The 23,891-nt window shown below is 66.8% G+C and carries 24 protein-coding genes; 17 read left to right on the top strand and 7 right to left on the bottom strand.

All coding sequences use genetic code 11. The annotated features are described in order from the left end of the window. The first annotated feature begins 196 nt into the window (after window positions 1–196). Window positions 197–577: a DoxX family protein gene (locus tag ACZY0B_RS18160; RefSeq protein ID WP_463765583.1), complete on the top strand. Its 381-nt coding sequence runs from the start codon at window positions 197–199 to the stop codon at window positions 575–577. Continuing rightward, window positions 574–1,764 carry a YceI family protein gene (locus ACZY0B_RS18155; RefSeq protein WP_463765582.1) on the top strand — a complete coding sequence of 397 codons (1,191 nt, stop codon included), beginning with the start codon at window positions 574–576 and terminating at the stop codon, window positions 1,762–1,764. Before ACZY0B_RS18160 ends, ACZY0B_RS18155 begins: the two co-directional genes overlap by 4 nt. Window positions 1,765–1,861: 97 nt before the next feature. On the opposite strand, the gene ACZY0B_RS18150 is transcribed toward ACZY0B_RS18155, so the two are convergent. After that, window positions 1,862–2,512 carry a TetR/AcrR family transcriptional regulator gene (locus tag ACZY0B_RS18150; protein ID WP_463765581.1) on the bottom strand — a complete coding sequence of 217 codons (651 nt, stop codon included), beginning with the start codon at window positions 2,510–2,512 and terminating at the stop codon, window positions 1,862–1,864. Between the two features lie 126 nt (window positions 2,513–2,638). Between ACZY0B_RS18150 and ACZY0B_RS18145 the strand changes: the two genes are divergently transcribed. After that, window positions 2,639–3,373 carry an SDR family NAD(P)-dependent oxidoreductase gene (locus tag ACZY0B_RS18145; RefSeq protein ID WP_463765580.1) on the top strand — a complete coding sequence of 245 codons (735 nt, stop codon included), beginning with the start codon at window positions 2,639–2,641 and terminating at the stop codon, window positions 3,371–3,373. Between the two features lie 169 nt (window positions 3,374–3,542). Next, window positions 3,543–3,968, top strand: coding sequence for a nuclear transport factor 2 family protein (locus tag ACZY0B_RS18140; RefSeq protein ID WP_463765579.1), 426 nt, complete (start codon window positions 3,543–3,545; stop codon window positions 3,966–3,968). Between the two features lie 118 nt (window positions 3,969–4,086). Here ACZY0B_RS18140 and fadD8 read toward each other — a convergent pair whose 3' ends face one another. Next, the gene (gene fadD8, locus ACZY0B_RS18135) at window positions 4,087–5,688 is read right to left on the bottom strand and encodes a fatty-acid--CoA ligase FadD8 (protein WP_463765578.1); all 1,602 of its coding nucleotides are present in this window, start codon (window positions 5,686–5,688) and stop codon (window positions 4,087–4,089) included. A gap of 77 nt (window positions 5,689–5,765) precedes the next feature. Between fadD8 and ACZY0B_RS18130 the strand changes: the two genes are divergently transcribed. The 6 genes from ACZY0B_RS18130 to ACZY0B_RS18105 all read left to right on the top strand — a co-directional run bounded on the left by ACZY0B_RS18130 (window position 5,766) and on the right by ACZY0B_RS18105 (window position 12,657). Continuing rightward, the gene (locus ACZY0B_RS18130) at window positions 5,766–7,382 is read left to right on the top strand and encodes an amidohydrolase (protein ID WP_463765577.1); all 1,617 of its coding nucleotides are present in this window, start codon (window positions 5,766–5,768) and stop codon (window positions 7,380–7,382) included. A 62-nt stretch (window positions 7,383–7,444) separates the two neighbouring features. Next, window positions 7,445–8,362: an o-succinylbenzoate synthase gene (locus ACZY0B_RS18125; RefSeq protein WP_463765637.1), complete on the top strand. Its 918-nt coding sequence runs from the start codon at window positions 7,445–7,447 to the stop codon at window positions 8,360–8,362. Further along, window positions 8,359–9,141 (top strand): alpha/beta fold hydrolase, encoded by a 783-nt coding sequence (locus ACZY0B_RS18120; protein WP_463765576.1) that lies wholly within the window; start codon window positions 8,359–8,361, stop codon window positions 9,139–9,141. The genes ACZY0B_RS18125 and ACZY0B_RS18120 overlap by 4 nt, the downstream gene beginning before the upstream one ends. 98 nt (window positions 9,142–9,239) lie before the next feature. Then, window positions 9,240–10,898 (top strand): 2-succinyl-5-enolpyruvyl-6-hydroxy-3-cyclohexene-1-carboxylic-acid synthase, encoded by a 1,659-nt coding sequence (gene menD, locus ACZY0B_RS18115; RefSeq protein WP_463765575.1) that lies wholly within the window; start codon window positions 9,240–9,242, stop codon window positions 10,896–10,898. Beyond that, on the top strand, window positions 10,895–11,419 hold the full coding sequence (locus ACZY0B_RS18110) for a DUF3592 domain-containing protein (protein ID WP_463765574.1): 525 nt from the start codon (window positions 10,895–10,897) through the stop codon (window positions 11,417–11,419). Before menD ends, ACZY0B_RS18110 begins: the two co-directional genes overlap by 4 nt. Before the next feature lie 77 nt (window positions 11,420–11,496). Next, a complete protein-coding gene (locus ACZY0B_RS18105; RefSeq protein WP_463765573.1) occupies window positions 11,497–12,657 on the top strand; it encodes a glycosyltransferase family 4 protein in 1,161 nt (386 codons plus the stop codon). Between the two features lie 10 nt (window positions 12,658–12,667). Here ACZY0B_RS18105 and ACZY0B_RS18100 read toward each other — a convergent pair whose 3' ends face one another. Further along, window positions 12,668–13,492 (bottom strand): SDR family oxidoreductase, encoded by an 825-nt coding sequence (locus tag ACZY0B_RS18100; protein WP_463765572.1) that lies wholly within the window; start codon window positions 13,490–13,492, stop codon window positions 12,668–12,670. 71 nt (window positions 13,493–13,563) lie between these two features. Between ACZY0B_RS18100 and ACZY0B_RS18095 the strand changes: the two genes are divergently transcribed. Then, a complete protein-coding gene (locus ACZY0B_RS18095) occupies window positions 13,564–14,256 on the top strand; it encodes a demethylmenaquinone methyltransferase (protein ID WP_463765571.1) in 693 nt (230 codons plus the stop codon). Here the strand turns inward: ACZY0B_RS18095 and ACZY0B_RS18090 are convergent, their stop codons facing one another. The 3 genes from ACZY0B_RS18090 to menJ all read right to left on the bottom strand — a co-directional run bounded on the left by ACZY0B_RS18090 (window position 14,257) and on the right by menJ (window position 16,698). After that, entirely contained in the window at window positions 14,257–14,664 is a 408-nt protein-coding gene (locus tag ACZY0B_RS18090) for a DUF732 domain-containing protein (RefSeq protein WP_463765570.1), read from the bottom strand. It lies immediately after the preceding gene. A 44-nt stretch (window positions 14,665–14,708) separates the two neighbouring features. Continuing rightward, complete coding sequence (locus tag ACZY0B_RS18085) at window positions 14,709–15,383, bottom strand: class I SAM-dependent methyltransferase (RefSeq protein WP_463765569.1); 675 nt, start codon at window positions 15,381–15,383, stop codon at window positions 14,709–14,711. Window positions 15,384–15,468: 85 nt separating this feature from the next. Then, entirely contained in the window at window positions 15,469–16,698 is a 1,230-nt protein-coding gene (menJ, locus tag ACZY0B_RS18080; protein WP_463765568.1) for a menaquinone reductase, read from the bottom strand. Window positions 16,699–16,749: 51 nt separating this feature from the next. On the opposite strand from menJ, the gene grcC1 reads away from it, so the two are divergent. From grcC1 to ACZY0B_RS18065, 3 genes are all read left to right on the top strand, one after another. Next, a complete protein-coding gene (grcC1, locus tag ACZY0B_RS18075; protein ID WP_463765636.1) occupies window positions 16,750–17,766 on the top strand; it encodes a nonaprenyl/(2E,6E)-farnesyl/geranylgeranyl diphosphat synthase in 1,017 nt (338 codons plus the stop codon). Window positions 17,767–17,883: 117 nt separating this feature from the next. Next, on the top strand, window positions 17,884–18,744 hold the full coding sequence (gene htpX / locus ACZY0B_RS18070; protein ID WP_463765566.1) for a zinc metalloprotease HtpX: 861 nt from the start codon (window positions 17,884–17,886) through the stop codon (window positions 18,742–18,744). A gap of 161 nt (window positions 18,745–18,905) precedes the next feature. After that, the gene (locus ACZY0B_RS18065) at window positions 18,906–19,262 is read left to right on the top strand and encodes a type II toxin-antitoxin system HicB family antitoxin (protein ID WP_463765565.1); all 357 of its coding nucleotides are present in this window, start codon (window positions 18,906–18,908) and stop codon (window positions 19,260–19,262) included. A gap of 9 nt (window positions 19,263–19,271) precedes the next feature. On the opposite strand, the gene ACZY0B_RS18060 is transcribed toward ACZY0B_RS18065, so the two are convergent. Further along, a complete protein-coding gene (locus ACZY0B_RS18060; RefSeq protein WP_463765563.1) occupies window positions 19,272–20,297 on the bottom strand; it encodes an NAD(P)H-dependent glycerol-3-phosphate dehydrogenase in 1,026 nt (341 codons plus the stop codon). 471 nt (window positions 20,298–20,768) lie between these two features. Between ACZY0B_RS18060 and ACZY0B_RS18055 the strand changes: the two genes are divergently transcribed. From ACZY0B_RS18055 to ACZY0B_RS18045, 3 genes are all read left to right on the top strand, one after another. Continuing rightward, window positions 20,769–21,071, top strand: coding sequence for a PE family protein (locus ACZY0B_RS18055; RefSeq protein WP_463765562.1), 303 nt, complete (start codon window positions 20,769–20,771; stop codon window positions 21,069–21,071). An 18-nt stretch (window positions 21,072–21,089) separates the two neighbouring features. After that, window positions 21,090–22,277: a PPE family protein gene (locus ACZY0B_RS18050; RefSeq protein WP_463765561.1), complete on the top strand. Its 1,188-nt coding sequence runs from the start codon at window positions 21,090–21,092 to the stop codon at window positions 22,275–22,277. A gap of 135 nt (window positions 22,278–22,412) precedes the next feature. Beyond that, a complete protein-coding gene (locus tag ACZY0B_RS18045) occupies window positions 22,413–23,876 on the top strand; it encodes a trypsin-like peptidase domain-containing protein (RefSeq protein WP_463765559.1) in 1,464 nt (487 codons plus the stop codon). Window positions 23,877–23,891 lie beyond the last annotated feature (15 nt).

Genomic DNA, 23,891 nt, shown 5'->3' with positions numbered 1-23,891 from the left:
CCCCGCTTTGCTGACACGGCACTCAGGCGGGCTCAAGGTGGAGGAGTCAAACTTTTCGAACATCAACCAAGACAGGACATTTCATGAGCAACGTCAGCATCATCGGCACCGGGAACATGGCCAGCGCCGTCGCTCGCGGGTGCGACCGGTCGGGCCGTCGCCCCTGTTCGCACACACACGTCTTCAAGGAGCACGCGTGAACATCGCGGTGTGGATCGCGTCCGGATTACTCGCCGCCGCATATCTTTTCGCCGGTGGCACGAAACTGTTGACGCCGAAGGAGCGCCTGGCGAACAACCCCTCCATGGCTGCCGCCGCCGAGGCGTTGTCCGCGACGTCGCTCAAACTCATCGGCGGCGTCGAGGTGGCCGGCGCTCTCGGTCTTATCCTCCCGTGGCTCACCGGCATCGCGCCCATCCTGACGCCCGCCGCAGCTGTGGGCCTCGCGCTGCTGCAGGTGGGCGCGGCGGTGTTCCAGGGTCGACGCGCGGAGTACAAGCAGTGGCCCGTGAACGCCGTGTTCCTGGCAATGGCGGTCTTTATCGCGGCCGCTCGGACCTCGGAGGTCGTGCGATGACCAGCGCTCTGCAGTACGCCGTCGTGGGCACCGGCAGCATCGGCGCGCTTCTGGCGCAACGGTTCTCCGACCACCACGTCCCGGCACTCTTCGCTAACACGCGAGGTCCGGAGACGATCGACGTCACCGAACTGTCCGCCTCGATCTCGCCGGTCACCCTCGACACAGCCCTGGATGCGGACGTGATCATCCTGGCCATACCGTTCTTGCAGGTCCGCGAGTTGGGTCGGCGCCGCGCAGAATGGTCCGGCAAGATCGTCGTCGACACGGCGAACGCGTTTCTGGTGCCCAACTCCGAGGAAATCCTGGGCGGCCAGCTGTCGACTGATTTCAACGCCGAGGCCTTCCCCGGCGCCGCGGTGGTCAAGTCGTTCAACCAAACCGCTGCTAGGCAGCTCGCCGAGAAGCGCCCGTTCGAGTTCGGGAGACGCGTAGTCTTCGTGTCCAGCAACGACTCCGCGGCGAGCGCGGTAGTAGCCGGGCTGTGCACCGATCTCGGCTTCGCCCCGATCGAACTCGGACGTATCGACGAGGGTGGCGTACTCATCCAAGCCCGCAACGCCCTGGTCTTGCGCAATCTCTACGAATTACCGACCGAGCTCGAAAAGAGCATCCAGGTGGACTCGACTGCCGGGCGAAATCTCACCCCCGGTACGTGGACGATCGACCCCGTCCACTCTTCCATCACGTTCTCGGTCCGCCACCTGGTGGTGGGTAGGGTACGTGGCCGGTTCGGCGACTTCTCCGGTGCGATCACGGTGCCGGAGAACGGAACTCCGAGCGTTGCGGTCACGGTAGCGGTCGGGTCGGTGAATACCGGCAACCCGGACCGCGACGAGCACCTACGGGCACCCGCCATCTTCGGGGCCGACGAGTTCCCCACTGCCACCCTCGTCTCGGTCGACATGCACGGCACCGGGAAGGACGACTGGGTGCTCGTGGCTGATTTCACCCTGCGCGGAACCACCAAACGCATACCACTGGAGTTCTCGTTTCTCGGCGTGAGCCCTGGCATGGGTCGCGGTGAAGTGGCCGGGTTCGAAGGTGTGATCAAGCTGAAGCGTAGTGATTTCGGCGTCCTGACCGACACTCCCGTGCTAACCGGAGGCGGCCCGCTGGTCGGGGACACTGTCGAGATCACCGTCTGCGTAGAGGCGGTCAAGGAACCCTCCGCGCCGACGGGATGAAGTGGCGAAGCCACCGCACACGGAGTGCTCCGCCAAGCTGCGGAACCGGACACGAGGAGACTGATTCATCTGTAGCTTGCGTTCCGGCTGGCGATCGTCAACTTCGGCTGAGCTCGCCGCCGGATCCGGCACGCGTCCCCGTCCCTGTTGACAGGTTCCCGCCTGCGCGGGGTGGTACCGCTGCCCTTGGGATGGCGTTGTCGACGAGGACGGCTGCGATGGCGGCGGCGGTGGCGAAGGTTTCGGTGCTGAGGACTCGGTTGCGGGCCGACGCGCCATCCAAGAGCAGCGCCAGTTGTTCGCCGAGTTGTTCGGGGTTGGTGGCGCCGGCCTCGCGGGCGGTTTCGGTGAGCCGCGCGGCAAAAGCGTTCTTGTAGTCGCGGGCGCGTAGGCGTGCGGGGTGGCTCGGGTCGTGGATTTCGACGGCCGCCGCGATGAACGGGCACAGGGGCGCGTGAATGTCGAAGGCGGCGAGGAGCCGTTCGCGGGGTGTGAGGTCGGTGCGGTCGAACACTTCGGGCAGGATGTCGGGATCGAATCGGCGTAGGTGTTCGGCGATCAGCTCATCCTTGCCGGTGAAGTGCTGGTAGAACGTGCGCTTGGACACCTGGGCCACCGCGCAGAGCTGGTCCAGGCCGGTGCGGTTGATGCCTTGATCGCGGAACAGTTGTTGTGAAGCGCCGAGGATGCGCTCTCGTGCGCCCCTGCCGCGGCGCAGGCCTCGCGGCCCCTTCTCTAATTCCGTCATACACCCAGCGTAGCCCTGCTGGGTACAGATCGGTGTGCATAGCTTGCATTCCGCATAACCGTCCGATACGGTAAGCACACAGATCGGTGTACATAACATCTGCACCTTCGAATGAATGGAGTGATCGTGAGAAAGCTCGATGGCAAGGTCGCGGTGATCACCGGCGCGACAAGTGGTATGGCGCTGGCCGGTGCCAAGTTGTTCGTTGACGAAGGAGCTCACGTCTTCATCACGGGCCGACGGAAGGACGCGCTGGAAGAAGCCGTCGAACAGATCGGGCGGAACGTGACTGGCGTGCAGGGCGATTCGGCCGACCTCGGCGATCTGGACCGTTTGTTCGACAAGGTCAAGCAGGAAAAGGGCGCGATCGACGTGTTGTGGGCGAGCGCCGGGGTGGGCAAGCAGAACAAGCTCGGTGAGATCACCGAGGAGGACTTCCATGACGCCTTCTGGTTGAACGCGCGCGGCACGCTGTTCACGGTGCAGAAGGCGCTCCCGCTGTTCAACGATGGCGGTTCGATCTTCATGACCGGGTCAAACGCCTCGCTGCGGGGCTACCCCAATTGGAGTGTGTATGCGGGAAGCAAGGCCGTGCTGCCCGCCTACGCACGGGTGTGGGTGTCGGAGTTGAGGGACAGGAAGATTCGGGTGAACGTGCTGACCCCGGGCCAGGTCGCCTCACCGATGCTGGAAGAGGTGATGGACGAGGAGATGAAGGCGCAGTTCGAGTCGGTGATCCCGCGGCGAGAGATGGGCCGCCCAGAGGAGATCGCGTCGGCCGCGTTGTTCCTCGCCTCCGACGACTCGAGCTATGTCAATGGCATGGAGCTGGTGGTCGACGGCGGCACCACAGTGATCTGAGTGCCAGACACCGGGACGTACGCCGACAAAGACGTCGTCGCACCGGACCGGCCTTCCGATTTCCGGTGATCCTCATCTCACCTTGATGACCTGGCACACCGACTCGAGCCGGTGGAGCGCACCGACCGGGTCTCACACGCAACAAAGTAGAAGCACACAAGGAGTAGCCATGACCACCTTCGCCCCGCACCGCGACACCGTGGAATCCTTCGTCGACTGCATGCACGGCGGCGCAGACAAAGACGGTCTTTCCGGCATCCTCGCCGAGGACGTGGTGCTGTACAGCCCGCTCGGCGACGATCCAACCACTGGCCGCGAGGCAGTCCTGGAAGCCATGCGAGGGGTCGGCGCGGTGGCGGCCGACCTCACCTATACGGAAGTCCTCAGCGGCGAGACGCACCACGCCGCGCACTTTCGGCTGCAGATCGAAGACACCGTGGTCAACGGCATGGACTACATCCTGCTCGACGCGGACGGCAAGATCGCCGAGGTGACCATATTTTGGCGCCCGCTGCCGTCCGGCGTCCAGGTGCAGAGGCACCTTGCAGATGCACTCGGCATGCAGCCCTGGGAACTCCGCACCGATATCGAGTAACGACGAACGCCTGCTCGGCCAGCTGGTCGCGGGGATCGCCCGATCAACCCGCCGAACGCCCGGCCAGCCGAGCGCGGGGACGCGAGTGCCCGGCTGGCCGGGCGCTGGGCGCCGAGACTCAGCCCACGGCGCGGCCGGCGCCTTCCCAGAACCGCGCCCGGACGGCCTTCTTGTCCGGCTTGCCCAGCCCGGTCAACGGCAGCGCGTCGACGATCTCGATCCGCTTGGGCGACTGCACCGAACCCTTGCGGTCCTTGACCGCGGCCTGGATCTCGGCGGTCATCGCCTCGATCGCGGCGTCGTCGGTCGGTGCGTCGGACCGCAGCACCACCACCGCGGTCACGGCCTCCCCCCACTTGTCGTCCGGCGTGCCGACCACGCACACCTGCGCGACCGCCGCGTGCTCGGCGATAACGTCCTCGACCTCGCGGGGGAAGACGTTGAAGCCGCCGGTGACGATCATGTCCTTGACCCGGTCGACGATGAAGTAGAAGCCGTCCTCGTCCTCGCGCGCCATGTCGCCGGTGTGCAGCCAGCCGTCCTTGAACGTCTCGGCCGTCGCCTCGGGCAGATTCCAGTAGCCGCCCGCCAGCAGCGGTCCGCTGACGCAGATTTCGCCGGGCTCGCCGTCGGGCACCGGCTTGCCGTCCTCGCCCAGCAGCGCCACTCGGGCGAACAGCGTCGGGCGCCCGCACGAGGTGAGCCGCTTCTCGTCGTGGTCTGCCTTGGCCAGGTACGTGATCGCCATCGGCGCCTCGGACTGGCCGTAGTACTGGGCGAAGATCGGGCCGAATCGCCGGATCGCCTCGGCCAGCCGCACCGGGTTCATCGCCGAGGCGCCGTAGTAGACGGTCTCCAGCGACGACAGGTCCCGGGTGTGTGAATCCGGGTGGTCCATCAGCGCGTACAGCATCGACGGCACCAGCATGGTTGCCGTAATCTTCTGCTCCTCAATGGTTTTCAGCACTTCGGCGGGATCGAACTTGCTCAGCACCACCATCTCGCCGCCCTTGACCACCGTGGGCGTGAAGAACGCCGCACCGGCGTGCGACAGCGGAGTGCACATCAGAAACCGCGGGTGCTCGGGCCACTCCCACTCCGAGAGCTGGATCTGGGTCATGGCGGCGATGTTCCCGGTGGTACCCATGACGCCCTTGGGCTTGCCGGTGGTCCCGCCGGTGTAGGCCATGCCCCCGATGTGGTCCGGTGCCAGCTCGGCGACCACCAATGGCTTGGGCTGGTATTTGGCCGCCTCTTCCGACAGGTCGACCGCCACGCCCTTCAGTGCCTCGGGCACCGGGCCGATCGTGAGGATCTGCTTGAGCGAGTCCACCTTCTCCAGCAGCCCCAGCGCGCGCTCGACGAACATCGGGTTGGGGTCAACGATCAGCGAGCTGGCCCCGCAGTCGGAGAGTACGTAGGCGTGGTCATCCAGCGACCCCAGCGGATGCAGGGCGGTGCGTCGATAGCCCTGGGTCTGGCTGGCGCCGAGGATCATCAGCACCTCGGGCCGGTTCAGCGACAGGAGGCCCACGGTCACGCCGGTGCCGGCGCCCAGCGCCTCGAACGCCTGGGTGTACTGGCTGATCCGCTCGGCCATTTGGCCACCGGTCAGCGTGGTGTCGCCGAGGAACAGCACCGGGCGGTCCTTGTGGCGCTTGAGCGCGCCCACCAGCAAGTGGCCGTTGTGGGTCGGATGGCGCAACAGATCGTCACTCATGTGGCCAGACTAGAACGTGTTGCAATTCTTGTCTGCTACCCCCTCGAACGGCGGCCGCAGCACTAGGCTTTCTGCCCATGGCCAATGCAGACCCCGTCGCTGAATTAGTCATCACCGGAACCGTATTGACCGTCGACGACGCACGGCCCACCGCCGAGGCGCTCGCCATCGCCGACGGGCGGATCATCGCCGTCGGCAGCCGATCGGATGTCGCCGGCTTCGTCGGCGCCGACACCCAAACCATTGACATCGGCGACGGCTGCGTCATGCCGGGATTCATCGAGGCACACGGCCATCCGCTGATGGAGGCCGTCGCGCTGTCGGACCGCATCGTCGACATTCGCCCGGTCACCGTCCCCGGCCCCGACGACGTCGTCGCGGCAATCCGCCGCGAGGTCGCCCAGCGCGGATCGGCGGGCGCCTACCTGAACGGCTGGGACGCGCTGCTGCAGTCCGGCCTGCCCGAACCGACATTGGCCTGGCTCGACGACATCGCGCCGGACAACCCGCTGGTGATCATCCACAACTCCGGGCACAAGGCCTTCTTCAATTCGCACGCCGCGCAGCTCAACGGGCTGACCCGCGACACCCCGGACCCCAAGGGCGCCAAGTACGGGCGCGACGCCAACGGGAACCTCGACGGCACCGCCGAGGAGATCGCCGCGGTGTTCCCGCTGCTGGGCGCGGCCATCCAGGCCGATAGCTACCCGGCGATGCTGCTCGACGAGTGCGCCCGGCTGAACCGGGCCGGGCTGACCACCTGTTCGGAGATGGCGTTCGACCCGAACTTCGGGCCGCTGGTCGAGGGCCTGCGCGATGAGCTCACGGTCCGGCTGCGCACCTATGAGGTCTCCAATCCGCAGATGGCCACGACCGCCACACCCGGCCAGGGCGACGACATGCTGCGCCAGGTCGGCATCAAGATCTGGGTCGACGGGTCGCCGTGGATCGGCAACATCGCGCTGTCGTTTCCCTACCTGGACACCGAGGCCACCCGGACGATCGGCGTGCAGCCGGGTTCGTGCGGCTGCGCCAATTACACCGCCGACCAACTTCGCGAGATCGTGGGCGCGTACTACCCGCGGGGCTGGCAGATGGCCTGCCATGTGCAGGGCGACGCCGGCGTCGACACCATCCTCGACGTCTACGAAGAGGCACTGCGCAGCAATCCGCGTGATGATCATCGGCTGCGGCTCGAGCACGTCGGCGCCATCCGTAACGAGCAGCTGCAGCGTGCCGCCGACCTCGGGGTCACCTGCAGCATCTTCGTCGACCAGATCCACTACTGGGGCGACGTCATCGTCGACGGACTGTTCGGCGAGGAACGCGGATCACGTTGGATGCCGGCGGGATCCGCGGTGGCCACCGGGATGCGCATCTCGTTGCACAACGACCCGCCGGTCACACCGGAGGAGCCGCTGCGCAACATCAGCGTGGCCGTGACCCGGACGGCGCCGAGCGGTCGGGTGCTGGGGCCCGAGGAGCGGCTGACGGTCGAGCAGGCGATCCGCGCCCAGACCATCGATGCGGCCTGGCAGCTGTTCGCCGACGACGTGGTCGGCTCGCTGGAGGTCGGCAAGTACGCGGACCTGGTGGTGCTGTCGGCAGATCCCCGCACGGTGCCGCCCGAGCAGATCGCCGATCTCGACGTGCGTGCGACGTATCTGGCGGGGCGCCAGGTCTACGGCCAGTGAGGCCTGCGCGGCTGCCCGGTCTCGAAGACCTGCTGGAGCGTCTGCATGTGGTGGCGCTGCCGATGCGGGTGCGGTTCCGCGGCATCACCACCCGTGAGCTCGCGCTGATCGACGGTCCGGCGGGGTGGGGCGAGTTCGGGGCCTTCGTCGAATACGGGCCCGCCGAAGCGTCGGCCTGGCTGGCGTCGGGCATCGAGGGCGCCTACCGGCAGCCGCCGCCGGTGTGCCGCGAACGCATCCCGATCAACGCCACCGTGCCGGCCGTGGCCGCCGCCCAGGTGAGCGAGGTGCTGGCCCGTTTTCCCGGTGCTGGGACGGCCAAGGTGAAGGTCGCCGAGCCGGGTCAGACGCTGGCCGACGACGTCGACCGGGTCAACGCGGTGCGCGAACTGGTTGCGACCGTGCGGGTGGACGCCAACGGCGGCTGGACGGTCGAGCAGGCGGTGGTGGCCGCGGCCGCGCTGACCGCCGACGGTCGGCTGGAATACCTCGAACAGCCCTGCGCCACCGTCGACGAACTCGCCGAGTTGCGCCGGCGGATCGACGTGCCGATCGCCGCCGACGAAAGCATCCGCAAGGCCGACGACCCGTTGGCCGTGGTCCGCGCCGGCGCCGCCGACATCGCGGTGCTCAAAGTCGCTCCGCTGGGCGGGGTTTCGGCCCTGCTGGATATCGCCGCGCAGATCGACATCCCGGTCGTGGTCTCCAGCGCCCTCGACTCGGCGGTGGGCATCGCCGCCGGGCTGACCGCCGCGGCGGCGTTACCGCAGCTGCGCCATGCCTGCGGGCTGGGCACCGGCGGGCTGTTCGTCGAAGACGTCGCCGAGGTGGTCGGGTCCGGCGACGGGAACCTGGCCGTCGGGCCGGTCACGCCTGACGCGTCGCGGCTGCGCGCGCTACAGGCACCGCCCGAGCGGCGGCAGTGGTGGATCGACCGGGTCAAGGCCTGCTATCCGCTCCTTGTACCGTCTTTCGAGTGATCAACCTGGCTTATGACGACCGCGGCAGCGGTGAGCCCGTGGTCTTCATCGCCGGCAGCGGCGGTCCCGGGCGCACTTGGCTACCGCATCAGGTTCCGGCGTTTGTTGCGGCGGGATATCGCGTGATCACCTTCGACAATCGCGGGATCGGTGCCACCGAAAACGCCGAGGGGTTCACGACGCAGACCATGGTCGCCGACACCGCGGCCCTGATCGAATCCCTGGGCGCCGCCCCGGCGCGCATCGTCGGGGTGTCGATGGGCGCATACATCGCCCAGGAGCTGATGGTGGCCCGCCCTGAGCTGGTGAAAGCCGCGGTGCTGATGGCCACCCGCGGCCGCCTGGACCGCGCCCGTGAGGGCTTTCACGACGGTGAGACCCAGCTCTACGCGTCGAACACCGAGCTGCCGCCCGCCTATGAGGCGAAAGTCCGTGTGCTGGAGAGCTTTTCGCGCAAAACTATCAACGACGACGTGGCCGTCGCCGACTGGATCACCATGTTCCGGACCTGGCCGGTCAAGCGCACACCCGGGCTGCGCACTCAGCTGAGCGTGTCTCCGCAGACCAACCGGCTCGCGGCGTACCGCGGCATCGCCACGCCGGTGCTGGTGATGGGTTTCTCCGACGACGTGATCACGCCGCCGCACCTGGGTCGCGAGGTCGCTGACGCCCTGCCCAACGGCCGCTACGTGCAGATACCCGACGTCGGCCATCTGGGGTTCCTGGAGCGGCCCGAGGCGATCAACAGCGTGGCGCTGAAGTTCTTCGCGGATGTTTGATTTGTGCCCAACGTCGACTTGTTGAGCGAAACAGCGGCCCTTCGGCCCGACAACTCCACGTTCGGCGGGCGGTGAGCGGGCTGTGACACCCTGTAGGAGTGAACCCCTCGACGACACAAGCTCGCGTCGTCGTTGACGAGCTGATCCGCGGGGGCGTCCGCGACGTGGTGTTATGCCCGGGCTCGCGCAACGCCCCCCTGGCATTCGCATTGCACGACGCCGATCGCTCCGGCCGGATCCGGTTGCACGTGCGCATCGACGAACGCACCGCCGGCTATCTGGCCATCGGCCTGGCCATCGCTGCCGGCGCGCCGGTATGTATCGCGATGACCTCGGGCACCGCCGTCGCCAACCTGGGTCCCGCGGTGGTAGAGGCGAATTACGCGCGGGTGCCGCTGATCGTGCTGTCGGCCAACCGGCCCTACGAATTGCTGGGGACCGGGGCCAACCAGACCATGGAGCAGCTGGGCTACTTCGGCACGCAGGTTCGCGCCGCCATCAGCCTGGGTCTGGCCGAGGATGCACCGGAACGGCTGGATTCGCTCAATGCGACCTGGCGGTCGGCCACCTGCCGGGTGTTGTCGGCTGCCACGGGTTCTCGCAGCGCCAACGCCGGCCCCGTGCAGTTCGACATCCCGCTGCGCGAACCTCTGGTGCCGGACCGCGAACCCCATGGTGCGGTGACGCCGCAGGGTCGGCCCGGCGGTAAACCGTGGACCCACACGCCGCCGGTCACCTTCGACCAGCCGCTGGAAATCGACCTGACGCCCGACACCGTCGTGATCGCCGGGCACGGCGCGGGCCTGCAGCCCAGCCTCGCGCAGCTGCCGATCGTGGCCGAACCAACTTCATTTTCTGGTCGCTGCCCTCCAAACCCGCTGCACCCGCTGGCACTGACCCGGCTGCGCCCGAGGCAGGTGATCATGCTCGGCCGCCCGACCCTGCATCGCCCGGTCTCGGCGCTGCTGGCCGACCCTCAGGTGCCGGTGTATGCGCTGACCACCGGGCCCCGCTGGCCGGACGTCTCGGGTAACTCGCAGGCCACCGGCACCCGGGCGGTGACCACCGGGACGCCCAACCCGGCGTGGCTGCAGCGCTGCGCGGAGGTGAATCGGCACGCGGTCGCGGCGGTCCGGGACCAGCTCGCGGCGCACCCGCTGACCACCGGCCTGCACGTCGCCGCCGCCGTGGCCGACGCGCTGCGGCCAGGCGATCAACTCGTGCTCGGGGCCTCCAACCCGGTCCGCGACGCCGCCCTGGTCGGCCTGAACACCGAGGGCATCCGGGTCCGGTCCAATCGCGGCGTCGCCGGCATCGACGGCACGGTGTCCACCGCGATCGGGGCGGCACTGGCACACGAACGCAGCGGCGTGGGCGACAGTCCGGCCCGCACCATCGCGCTGATCGGCGACCTGACGTTCGTCCACGACAGCTCGGGGCTGCTGATCGGTCCCACCGAACCGACGCCGCGGCACCTGACCATCGTGGTGTCCAACGACAACGGTGGCGGCATCTTCGAGTTGCTCGAGCAGGGCGACCCGAGGTTCTCCGATGTGTCCTCGCGGATCTTCGGCACCCCGCACGATGTGGACGTCGGCGCGCTGTGCCGCGCATACCACGTCGAAAGCCGCCAGATCGAGGTCGGCGAGCTGAACGCGGCGCTGGGCGAACCCGGTGCGGGTATGCGGGTGCTGGAGGTCAAGGCGGATCGGTCCTCATTGCGAGGGCTCCATGCCGCCATCAAGGCCGCCTTGTGAAGTCTCCAAAAACATTGCTGCGCATTGTGATCCACGGCCGCAGCGATGCATCACCGACGACCCCGGTGCGGATTGCGTCGCGAATCTCCCGGATCGCGGTGCTGCTCATCGCCGGTCTGGTCACGCTGCAGTCGGTGCTGCTGGTGGCCGGCGCCTGGCGCGACGACCTCGCGATCCAACACAACATGGGAGTGGCGCAGGCGGAGGTGCTCAGCGCCGGGCCGCGCCGGTCCACCATCGAATTCGTCACACCTGAGCGAGTCACCTATCGACCCGAGCTCGGCGTGCTGTATCCGTCCGAATTGGCCACGGGTATGCGGATATACGTCGAATACAACAAAAATGACCCGAACCTGGTGCGGGTGCAGCACCGCAACGCGGGGTTGGCGATAATCCCGGCGGGGTCGCTCGCGGTGGTCAGCTGGCTGGTCGCAATGGTTGTGCTGGTAGGCCTGGCGCTGCTAGACAAGCGACTGGACCGGCGCGATGCGGCCGAAAATGTGGGCAGCAAAGACGGATAAGGCGTTTAGCAGCAGATTTCGCGCCCCGTATGCCCGTCGGCAACCTTATCGACAGGCAGTGCTGACACTATGGTCTTGTGCGCGTTGCGATCGTCGCAGAGTCTTTCCTGCCACATGTCAACGGTGTCAGTAACTCAGTAATTCGAGTGCTGGAGCATCTGCGCCGCACCGGCCACGAAGCTCTGGTCATCGCTCCCGACACCCCGCCCGGTGAAGCTCCCGCCGAGCGTATTCACGACGGAATCCGGGTGCACCGGGTGCCGTCGCGGATGTTCCCGAAGGTCACCACACTGCCGCTGGGTGTGCCCAGACCGCGACTACTCAAGGTGCTGCGCGGGTTTCAGCCGGACGTAGTGCATCTGGCTTCGCCGGCACTGCTGGGCTACGGCGGCGTACGAGCCGCACGCTACCTCGGGGTGCCGACCGTCGCCGTCTACCAAACCGACGTACCGGGATTCGCGGAGAGCTACGGAATCGGGATCACGACGCGGGTGGCATGGGCGTGGTTCCGCCACCTACACCGCCTCGCCGACCGCACCCTGGCGCCATCCACGGCGACGATGGAATCGCTTGTCGCCCATCGAATTCCGCGGGTCCATCACTGGGCGCGCGGGGTCGACATCATGGGGTACGCACCGTCGGCGCGCGACGAGGCGCTGCGGCGGCACTGGTCGCCGGACGGCAAGCCGATCGTCGGCTTCGTGGGCCGGCTCGCGCCGGAGAAGCATGTGGAGCGGCTCGCCGGGCTAGCGGCCGCCGGTGACGTGCAAGTCGTCATCGTCGGCGACGGCGTCGACCAACGCAAACTCCAATCAGCAATGCCCACAGCGGTTTTCACCGGCGCGATGTACGGACCGGACCTCGCCGCGGCATACGCCAGCATGGACGTCTTCGTGCACACCGGCGAGCACGAGACGTTCTGCCAAGTCGTGCAAGAAGCGCTGGCTTCGGGGTTACCGGTGATCGCCCCCGACGCAGGCGGGCCGCGTGACCTCGTCACTCCGTGGCGCACCGGATTGCTGTTGGGAGTCCACGAATTCGAGCAGCGGCTGCCCGATGCGGTGGGGCATCTGCTGCAAGAGCGTGCCCGCTATTCGCAGGCGGCGCGCAAGAGCGTGCTCGCCCGCACTTGGCCCGCCATTTGCGACGAACTGCTCGGCCACTACACGGCCGTGCAGTCTCCTATCGCCAGGGCGCGCGCCCGCATCTCGCAACGGCGCTACGCGCAGGGCGAGTGACGCTTCGCCGCTAGCCCTGGGCCAGCTCGGCCACCGGCTGCCACTGCTCCCACGTCCGTAACCGGTTCTGGTAGTCGGCCTTTGCCGTCTGCAGCGGGGAAGCGCCGAAGAACACCCGCAACGGCGGCTGCTCGGCGTCGACCACCTTCAGCAGCGCGGCGGCCGACGCTGCCGGGTTGCCGGGAGCAGCCCAGCGCCGACCGCGTTCGGCTTGGACGGCGGCGCGCACCTCGTCATAGGCGGGCAGCGGCTCGGAGTGCCTCGCCGACGGGCCGGACCAGTCGGTGTCGAAGCCGCCCGGCTCGATCAGCGTGACGTGCACACCGAACGGCGCGACCTCCTGTGCCAGCGCCTGGGAGAAGCCCTCCAGCGCCCACTTGGACGCGTGGTACATGCCGACGAGCGGAAACGCGGTGATGCCGCCGATCGACGACACCTGGATGATGTGGCCGCTGCGCTGCTCGCGCAGGTAGGGCAACGCGGCCTGGGTGATCCACAGCGCGCCGAACACGTTCGTCTCGATCTGGTCGCGTGCGTCTTGCTCGGACAGTTCTTCGACGAACCCGAAATGCCCGTAGCCGGCGTTGTTCACCACGATGTCCAGCCGACCGAAGTGGTCGTGCGCCTGGGTGACCGCGGCGAAATCCGCGTCGCGGTCGGTGACGTCGAGCCCGATGGGCAACAGCGCGTCGCCGTACTTCGCGACCAAATCGTCCAGCGATGCGGTGTTACGCGCCGTGGCGGCAACCTTGTCGCCTCGTTCCAGCGCGGCGATCGCCCACTCCCGACCGAATCCACGTGATGTACCGGTGATAAACCAAACTTTTTCACTCACGCCGATGTGTAACGCGTTCGTCGGCGCACCATTCCCGAGTCGGCCGGATTGGGCCGGGTAGCGTCTTCGTCGTGAGTCGCGCGGCCTTGGACAAGGACCCCCGGGAGGTCGCGTCGATGTTCGACGGCGTCGCCCGTCGCTACGACCTGACCAACACCGTGCTGTCGCTGGGGCAGGATCGGTATTGGCGGCGAGCCACCCGCTCGGCGCTGCGGATCGGGGCCGGCCACAAGGTGCTCGACCTGGCCGCGGGCACCGCGGTGTCCACGGTGGAGTTGGAGAAATCCGGGGCGTGGTGCGTGGCGGCCGACTTTTCGGTCGGGATGCTCGCGGCGGGTAACGCGCGCAAGGTGCCGAAGGTCGCCGGCGACGCCACCAAGCTGCCGTTCGCCGACGGTGTATTCGATGCCGTCACAATCAGTTTCGGGTTGCGCAACGTGGCCGACGCGCAGGCGGGACTGCGTGAGATGGCCCGCGTCACCCGGCCCGGCGGACGACTGGTGGTGTGTGAATTCTCGACGCCCACCAACGGGCTGTTCGCCACCGTCTACAAGGAATATCTGATGCGCGCGCTACCGCGGGTGGCGCAGGCGGTGTCGAGCAATCCCGATGCCTACGTGTATCTCGCGGAATCGATCAGGGCCTGGCCCGATCAAGCCGCACTGGCAAAGCAGATGGCAGAAGCGGGATGGTCGGGCGTGCGGTGGCGCAACCTGACCGGCGGAATCGTGGCCCTACATGCGGGCCATAAGCCCCTGCGCTGACTAGTTCGGGTGGTTGCCGGCCGCCTGCACCACGCCCACCTGGTCCGGGCAGTAGTGGTCAACGGCCGCGCCGAGGAACTGGAACGCCTGCCCCTGGCTGGTGCCGCGCGGCAGGTTGTGCTGGATGAAGTTCGCCGACTGGTACGCGTCGTGGTCAACACCGCGGCCCAACCGGTCGCAGGTGATCTTGCCCAGCCACGCCAGCTGGTCCTGCGGCTGATAGATGCCGAAGCCGTTGACGGTTTGCTTGAACGGGGCGTCGTAGTCGCTGGGCGGCGACGGAGTCCTGAGCGGCGTCGGCGCCGGTGGCGGCAGCGGCGGCGTCGTCGGATCGGCCAGTGCCGGCACGCCCAGCGAAATGGCGGCCGCCGCCAGGGCGACGCTTGCAAGCAGCTTGGTACCCCTCATTAGCCGGACTATACACCGCGATAATGGCTCGGTCTCGCGGACGATCAGTCCCGATGGGCCGTCAATAACCACGCGCTGACCGACTTCAGACCGTTGGATTCGTCGCGGACTCCGACGAACGGCATTTCGGGAAAGCCGTCCGGCAGGTTGGCGTAGATGCGGGCCGGGCGGATCTCGTCGACCACCCAGTACTTGGCCACCGCGTCGCGCAGTTCGTCGGCGGTCACCGCATTGATCGGGCCTTCCGGTGCGCCCGCTTTGTCGAAGACCAGGGCGAAGTAGGAGGCGCCGGGAGCGGCCGCGCGGCTGATCGACTGCTGGTAGCCCTCGCGTGCCTCGACCGGGATGGAGTGGAACAAGGTGCTGTCGACGATGGTGCCGAACCGGCCGTCATACCCGGTGAAGGTGCTGATGTCGGCGACCTCGAAGGTGGCGTTGGTCAGGCCCCGCTTCGCGGCCTCCTGGCGGGCCAACTCGATCGCGGTGGGCGACAGGTCAAGACCCACCGTGGTGTGGCCCTGTCCGGCCAGCGTGAGCGAGATGGCGGCTTCGCCGCAACCCACGTCGAGCACGTCGCCGTGGAACTTGCCCTGCTCGATGAGGGCGGCCAGCTCGGGTTGTGCTGCGCCGATGCTCCATGGCGGGCGCGCTCCCTCGCCGAGCTGGGTGGATTCACCGCGGTAGGCCGTTTCGAACTCGAAATCCGTTGGCTGAGTCATGCCTCCAGATATATCAAGCAGCCTGATGTATGTCAATGAGGTTGATATAGAACGCACGTTGGATTGCGTGGCGGAAGAAGTTGGTTCAGCTGAAGGGTGTTCGGCGATCGATGAGCCGCGAGAAACGCCCCCCGCCGCGCCACGCCCGCGCCACCCAGTCGGCGTCGTCGTCGGTGACCAGGTTGGCCATCACCCGCACGGCGATGGTCATCAGTGTGGTGGACCGCATCGCGATGGGGCCCGTCGTGGGCAGGAACCGTTGGAAGGTGAGCAGCAGTGCCAGCCTGCGCGCGACTGAGAAGCCGCGACCGTAGTGGTCGGCAAGCAGCGACGGCCACACCTTCGACAGGTCGCCGGAGTCGAGCAGCTCGGCGGCCAGCCGCCCGGTTTCCAGCCCGTAGTCGATGCCTTCGCCGTTGAGCGGGTTCACGCAGGCCGCGGCGTCGCCGATCAGCATCCAGTTCGGCCCGGCCACCCCGGAAACCGCGCCGCCCATCGGCAGTAGCGCCGACGAGATCGCTCGCGGCTCACCGGTAAAGCCCCACTCGTCGCGGCGCAGGTCGGTGTAATAGGAGATCAGCGGTCGCAGCGCCAGGTCGGCCGGCCGCTTCGAGGTCGACAGCGCTCCGACGCCGATGTTCACCTCGCCGTTGCCCAGCGGGAAGATCCAGCCGTACCCGGGCAGCACGGCGCCGTCGGGGGAACGAAGTTCCAGATGCGACGTCAGCCAGGGGTCCTCGCTGCGTGCGGTGGTCAGATACCCGCGTGCCGCGACGCCGTAGACCGTCTCTTGATGCCACCGCCGGCCCAGCTTGCGGCCCAACGTGGAGCGGGCCCCGTCGGCGACGATCAACTGTCGGCAGCCCACCTCGGTGCCGTCGGCCAACAGCAGCGAGGTCACCCGTCTCGACGAGTCATGATGCACACCAACGACTTTGGTGCCGAGCAGCATGCGCGCCCCGGACTCCTCGGCGACCTTGCGGATCCGGTCGTCGAGTTCGAGACGGGCCACCGCGCTTCCGGTCGACGGGAACGACGGGCCGGGCCAATCCACTTCGACCTCGCCGCCGAACCCGCTCATCCGTAAGCCCCGATGCCGGATGCGCGTGTCCAGCCAGTCGCCCAGCCCCAGCCTTTCCAGCTCGGCGACCGCGCGCGGGGTCAGCCCGTCACCGCAGGGCTTGTCCCGGGGAAAGCTGGCGGAGTCGACGACGAGGACCTCGCGGCCCGCGCGCGCAGCCCACGCGGCGGCCGCCGAACCGGCAGGTCCGGCGCCCACGACCACCACTTCGGCTCCGGAGGCCTTCGTGTCCACGCCCACCAGTATGTTGGTCGCGTGAGTACTCCGGCGAATATGGCTGGTCGGGTGAAGACTCCCGCGACGGTGGTGGCGGGCATTGATTTTGGCGACGCCGCGTTCGCCACCACGGTGCGGGACGGCGTCGCAGAGATTGAGCAGCTCATGGATGTTGAGCTGCGCAGCGCGGACGAGATCATGACCGATTCGCTGACGCATCTGTTCAAGGCCGGCGGTAAGCGGTTCCGTCCGCTGTTCACCGTGCTGTCCGCGCAGATCGGGCCGAACCCGGATGCGGCGGAGGTCACCATCGCCGGCGCGGTCATCGAGCTGGTGCACTTGGCCACGCTCTACCACGACGACGTCATGGACGAGGCCGAGGTGCGCCGCGGCGGGGCGACCGCCAACGTGCGCTGGAGCAACAACGTCGCAATCCTGGCCGGCGACTACCTTTTCGCGACGGCGTCGCGGCTGGTATCCCGGCTGGGGCCCGACGCGGTGCGGCTGATCGCTGAGACGTTCGCTCAGCTGGTGACCGGTCAGATGCGCGAAACCCGGGGCATAGACAAAGGGGCCGAGGGGGCGGATCCGATCGAGCACTACCTGAAGGTGGTGTACGAGAAGACGGCCTGCCTGATCGCCGCGGCCGGCCAGTTCGGTGCGATGTTCTCCGGCGCCGACGACGAGCAGGTCGCCCGGCTGAGCCGGCTCGGCGGCATAGTCGGCACCGCGTTCCAGATCTCGGACGACATCATCGACATCGACAGCGACTCGCATGAATCGGGCAAGCTGCCCGGTACCGATATCCGCGAAGGCGTGCACACCCTGCCGATGGTCTACGCGCTGCAACAACCCGGGCCCGAGGGGGACCGCCTGCGCGAGCTGCTGGCCGGACCCGTCGAAGACGACGACGCGGTGGCCGAGGCGCTGGGGCTATTGCGGGCATCGCCCGGCATGGCCCAGGCCAAGGAATTTCTGGCGCAGTACGCCGCCAAAGCCCGCGATGAACTGGGGCTTTTGCCCGATGTCGCCGGCCGGCGCGCGCTGCAGACGCTGGTCGACTACACGATCAGCCGGCACGGTTAGCGCCAATTGCCGTGCTTTCGGTGTGGCGCGGCGGAACCCGGAAGGTCATCCCGGGCGTTCAATTGACAGCAGTCAAGCAATGAGCGAGTTCCCCCGGTCTTCCCAAGGAGGACACCGATGACCTGGCATCCGCATGCCAACAAGGTAAAGACCTTCCTGCTGTTGGCTGGTATGTCCGCGATGATCGTGTTCGTGGGCCGGTTGTTTGGTCCGACGATGATGTGGCTGGCGGTGCTGTTCGCCATCGGCATGAACGTCTACACGTACTACAACAGCGACAAGCTGGCACTGCGGGCGATGCACGCCCAGCCGGTCTCCGAACTACAGGCGCCGATGATCTATCGGATCGTGCGCGAGCTGGCCACCGCCGCGCACCAGCCGATGCCCCGGCTCTACATCAGCGACACCAACGCCCCCAACGCCTTCGCCACCGGACGCAACCCGCGCAACGCCGCCGTCTGCTGCACCACCGGCATCCTGGACATCCTCAACGAGCGCGAGCTGCGCGCCGTGCTGGGCCACGAGCTGTCGCATGTCTACAACCGCGACATCCTGATCTCCTGTGTGGCCGGTGCGCTGGCGGGCGTGATCACCGCCCTGGCCAACATGGCGATGTGGGCCGGCATGTTCGGCGGCAACCGCGACGGTGGGAATCCCTTTGCGCTGCTGCTGGTTTCGCTACTGGGGCCGATCGCGGCGACGGTGGTGAAGCTCGCCGTATCGCGATCCCGGGAGTACCAGGCCGACGAGTCGGGCGCGCTGTTGACCGGTGACCCGCTGGCTTTGGCATCGGCCCTGCGCAAGATTTCCGGCGGCGTGCAGGCGGCCCCGTTGCCGCCCGAGCCGCAGCTGGCCAGCCAGGCACACCTGATGATCGCCAACCCGTTCCGTGCCGGTGAGCGCATCGGCTTGATGTTCTCGACGCATCCGCCGATCGAGGACCGCATCCGCCGGCTGGAAGCGATGGCACGCGGCTAAGGTCCCAGCACGGGAGCTGTCCGGACCATGCATGTCTTCTCGTTTCCGATATCGCATGTGATATCGGATTCGGAAACAGCCTCATGGTCCGAAGAGGTCCTCCACAGCTCTCGCCGGGCGTGACTGCCGAAATCGATGGCCGTTGTGCTACCAGTTCCTGCGTGAACCACTACACCTACCGCGTGGAATGGTCGCCCGACTATGCCGAGTACGTGGGCGTGTGTCTCGAGTTGCCGTTTCTGGTGGAGCGCGCGCCCACGGCGCACGACGCGATGACCGCGATCGCGGCGGCCGTCGATCGAAAACTGGCCGAAATGAAAGAGTTCGGCGATCCTGTACCCGCACCGCTGAGCGAACGTCGATATACCGGCACGTTCGTGGTCAGGACCTCGCGCGAACTGCACGCGCGCCTGGCCCGCGAGGCCGTCGAGCAACACGTTTCGATGAACCAGTGGGTTGTTCACAAGCTCAGTGGTCGCGAATTGCCGAGCGGTTTAGGGCTATTCGGTCTCGACTAGCGGACCGGGTCAGAACCCGGAGCCGTGCACCTCGTGGCCCGGGACCTCGGCGATCAGGCCGCTGTAGGCCTGTTCGACCGACGAGCCGTGGTTGATCACCGCGTCGACCTCGCGCGCGATCGGCATGTTGAGCCCGAACTCGTTGGCGAACTCCATGATCACGCTGGCGGCTTTGACGCCCTCGGCGACCTGGTTCATCGCTGCGATGATCTCTTCGATGGGCTTGCCCGCGCCGAGTTGTTCACCGACGTGACGGTTACGACTGCGCTGGCTGGTACAGGTGACGATCAAATCGCCGAGACCGGCCAGTCCGGGGAAGGTTTCCGGGTTCCCGCCCAATGCCACGCCCAGCTTCGTCATCTCGCGCAGCGCGCGGGCGATGACGAGTGCGCGGGTGTTTTCACCGATGCCCAGGGAGTAACCCATGCCTACCGAGATGGCGTAGACGTTCTTCAGTGCGCCGGCCATTTCGACGCCGATCACGTCGTCGGTGGTGTACACGCGAAATCGCCTGGTGCGGAACAAGGCCGACAACCGGGTTGCCAGATGCTGGTCGGGCATGGCCAGCACGGCCGCGGCCGCATAGCCCTCGCCCACCTCGCGCGCGATGTTCGGCCCGGCCAGGATGCCGGCCGGATGCCCCGGCAGTACTTCCTCGATGATCTGCGACATCCGCATATTGGTGCCCTGCTCGAGTCCCTTGACCAGCGACACCACCGGCACCCAGGGCCGTAGCTCTTTGCCCAATTCGGTTAGTACGCCGCGGAATCCGTGCGATGGCACGCCCATCACGACGACGTCGGCACAGTTGGCGGCCTCGGCGAAGTCGGTGGTGGCGCGCAGCGTGTCGCTCAGCACGACGTCATTACCGAGGTAGCGCGTGTTGCGGTGCTTTTCGTTGATGTCGTTGGCGGTGTCGTCCGAGCGCACCCACTGCAGCGTCGGCCCTCGGCGTGCACAGATGGACGCCACGGTGGTTCCCCAGGAACCACCGCCAAGGACAACGACTTTGGGTTCGCGCTTCTCGGCTGCCATGGGGTTCAGCGTATTGCCGAAACCTCACATTTAGTAGACGTTCACCGGGTCGGCGGGCCGCCGGGTCTGCATACCGCGAGCGGCCGGTCACTGCGTCGCCGGTAGTCCATACCGAATTCATATCTATCCGCGACAACTTTTGCGTCTAATGAGAAGCCAGGCCGAGAAATCCACCCTGCACGTGAGAGCCCATGGATATTTCATAACTTCGCGACCAGATGGATGACGTCCGAAATGGTAAATGGCATGAGGCTCATGCCGGAATCATAGAATAAGCATCCGTCGGCATTTCATCCAAATACCAAGCCGCCCAATGGCACTGGCCAGGACAGTCGTGACTAAAAATCAGTATGAACATTGACGAAAGCGCAAGTTCAGAGTCAATTCGAAGAAATCGAACGCCTTGAATTTGCCGGCCCTCGTTTAGCATTTCGCAGCAACCGGACACATGAATCGCTGAAGGGAAACGGTATGTCCTTCGTAACTGTCTATCCAGAGACGCTGTCATCGGCGGCGAGCAATCTCCAGTCGATCACCGCGGCGCTGGGCGTCGGCAATGCGGCCGCTGCCGGCCCGACCACCGGAGTCGTTCCCGCGGCCGCCGACGAGGTGTCCGCGTTGACGGCGGTGCAGTTTGCTACCCACGCGGCGCGATACCAGGCGCTGGCGGCCAGGGCCGTCGCGATTCATCAGCTGCTGGCGGCCACGCTGGCGCAGAGCGCGGGGTCCTACGCGGCTACCGAGGCCGCGAGCGCCGCGGCGTCGGCCCTGTGAACGGGCGGGGATAGCAACGTGGACTATGCGCTGTTGCCGCCGGAGATCAACTCGGGGCGTCTGTATGCCGGCCCGGGGGTGGGTTCATTGTTGGCCGCCGCGGCGGGCTGGGATGGGCTGGCCGCCGAGTTGCACCTCAACGCGTCCTCCTTCCAGTCGGTCATTACCGCGCTGACCGGTGGACCGTGGTCGGGTCCGGCGGCGCTGGCGCTGGCGGCGGCGACGGCTCCGTGTGTGGCGTGGCTGCAAACCAGCGCCGCGAGCGCCGAACTGGCCTCTACCCAGGCGGCGACGGCCGCGGCCGCCTACGAGACGGCATTCGTGTTGACTGTGCCCCCGCCGATGATCGCCGCCAACCGGACGCTGCTGGCGGAGCTGATCGCGACAAACGTGTTGGGACAGAACACCGCGGCCATTGCCGCCGTTGAGGCGCAGTACTACGAGATGTGGGCCCAAGACGCGGCGGCGATGTACGGCTACGCGGCGTCCTCGGCGACGGCAACCCAGTTGGCCGATTTCGAGGAGCCAACCGAAGCGGTCAACCCGGCCGCGTCGGCCGAACAGGAAGCCGCCGTCGCGAATGCGGTCGCCAATTCAGCCCAGACGGGTGCGCAGGACGCAGCTGCGAACGCCGAGGTGCCCAACACATTGCAGAATCTGGCGCAGCCCACCTTCGGCAACCTCAAGCCCATCGATGATTGGATTTCGGCCAATACTCCGTTCGACGACATCGCCGGGATGTACTCCAAATACTTTGTCCCCTACGTCTCTTCGGGCCAGGTGGGCGTGCAGACCGCACAGTCCTTCGGCCAGATCAGCAATGGCATCACGGCCATGAGCTCGTTCGCCAAGGGTCTGGCGCCGGCGGCATCGGCGGCGGCCAAGGCGGCCGAGGGCGGGGCCAATGCGCTGGGCGCGGCCGGCGCAAGTCTCGGCAACGCCGGGTCGGTGGCAGCGGGGGTGGGGCGCGCGCTTCCGATGGGAGCGCTATCGGTTCCGCCGAGCTGGGCTCCGGTCAACGCCGTGACCAACCCGGGGGTGGCCACGCTGGTCAGCGCGACGACCGGGGCCCCGGCCGCTGCGGACGGGATGCACGCTTTGCCGATGACACCGTTCGGGCCGATGGGCGGACAAAACGTCTGGCGCAACACTCCGACCTACGGGTTCAAGCCCTCGGTGATGGCCAAGCCGCCGGCAGCCGGATAGGCAATTCTGCCCGCCACCGGCGCCTGCCGCCGATGAACTCCACACCAACGACCTCCGAGCAGGGGACTTCGGTCCCTACCCGATAGCGCCCTCGGCACCGGATCGTCAAGGTCAGCGCTTCATCGAGGAGGAACCATGTCCCGACGAGCGAACCTGACGAAAAAGGGGTTCGTATCTCGCAGCGGCCGGGCGTTCGCGCTCATGTCCGTGGCTGCTGTCGTGCTGTTGACCGGATCGTCGGGTGTCGCGGCTGCCGACGGTGGCCGGCCACAGGCAAACCCGGAGGAGAGGGCGGCGGCAATGATACGGCCCGCCGTGGTCTATCTCAGCGTCGAAACCTACGGGCAGATGCGGCTGCCCGACGGGCAGTTGCTGTCTCCATTCGGGCCCGGCTTGAATCTTCCCTTCGATGCGACCTGGTCCTGCACTGGTTTCGTCGTGAACCCCGACGGCTGGATCGCTACCGCAGGTCACTGTGTTGATCCGGAGACCGCAAAGGATTTCATCGCGAAGGGTGCCGCGAAGGCCTATATCGATCAGTTTCCGGACTCGCCCACGGGTCAGGACCCGGTTGCGACGGCGGAGTGGCTTCGGAAAAATGCGCGGGTCGAAGGCAACAGCCCCGACCGGGGCCCCGAGATCGCCATCACGTTGCTCTACGGCACGGGGATAAAACTCACTGCGAAGTTGCCCGCCAGCGTGGTGGATTTCCGGCCCCTGAGCAAGGGTGACGTCGCTTTGCTCAAGGTGGAACAGCACAACATGCCGTCGTCCGAGCTGGCTAGTGATGCCAACGTCAACATCGGTACACCGATTCTCGCGGTGGGTTTCCCCGAAACCACCCAACGGGTCACCGGTCCCACGCTGGATCCGACGAACAAGAGCGGCAAGGTGAACAAGAAGTCGACGATCCGGACCATGCCGGAGTATGAAATCGACGCCGCGGTTTCCGAAGGCATGAGCGGCGGCCCGACGATTGCCCTGGACGGCAAGGTGATCGGCGTGAACAGCTTCGGCCCCGTCGGTGAACCACAGGCATTCAACTTCATCGCGCCGGCAGATCGTGTGGCGGCGATACTGGCGGGCAAGGCGGTCAAGCCGATGCTCGGTCCCGCCGACGGGTACTACCGCAAGGGGCTCAACAACTACTACTCCGGCCACTACAGCGACGCGATCAAGAACTTCGATCAGGCCGCGGCGTTGTCACCCGATTATCCCGGACTGGCGGATCTGAAGACGAGTGCGGTAAATCTGCGGCAGCAGTACGGTGATGTCTCGGTGTTCCATAGCTCAAACCTGTTGTGGTACATCGTAAGCGGCGGTCTGATGGTGCTTGTCGTTGGCGGCTGGGTGGCGTTCATGGTGCTCAAAATCCGTCGGCAGCGGCTCGCCGAAGTGCGCGCTACCGGCCCGCCAGAGGTTTCCGGTGGTCCCGAGCCCGGGAACGGCGCTGCCGCCGAACCGCCTTTGGCTGCCGCGGAGCCTCACTATTGTGCCAATTGTGGAGCGCAGCACCATCCTGCCGAGAACTTCTGCCCCAACTGCGGTAGGCACATTTCTCTTTTAGAACCCGAGCCGGAAACCGGTCAAATATCTTGACGCTCAGACTCTCTG

It is taken from the genome of Mycobacterium sp. IDUB_19, from assembly GCF_055419445.1.
The sequence above is the reverse complement of the archived record's forward strand: the minus strand, read 5'-3'. Positions and strand labels throughout refer to the sequence as shown.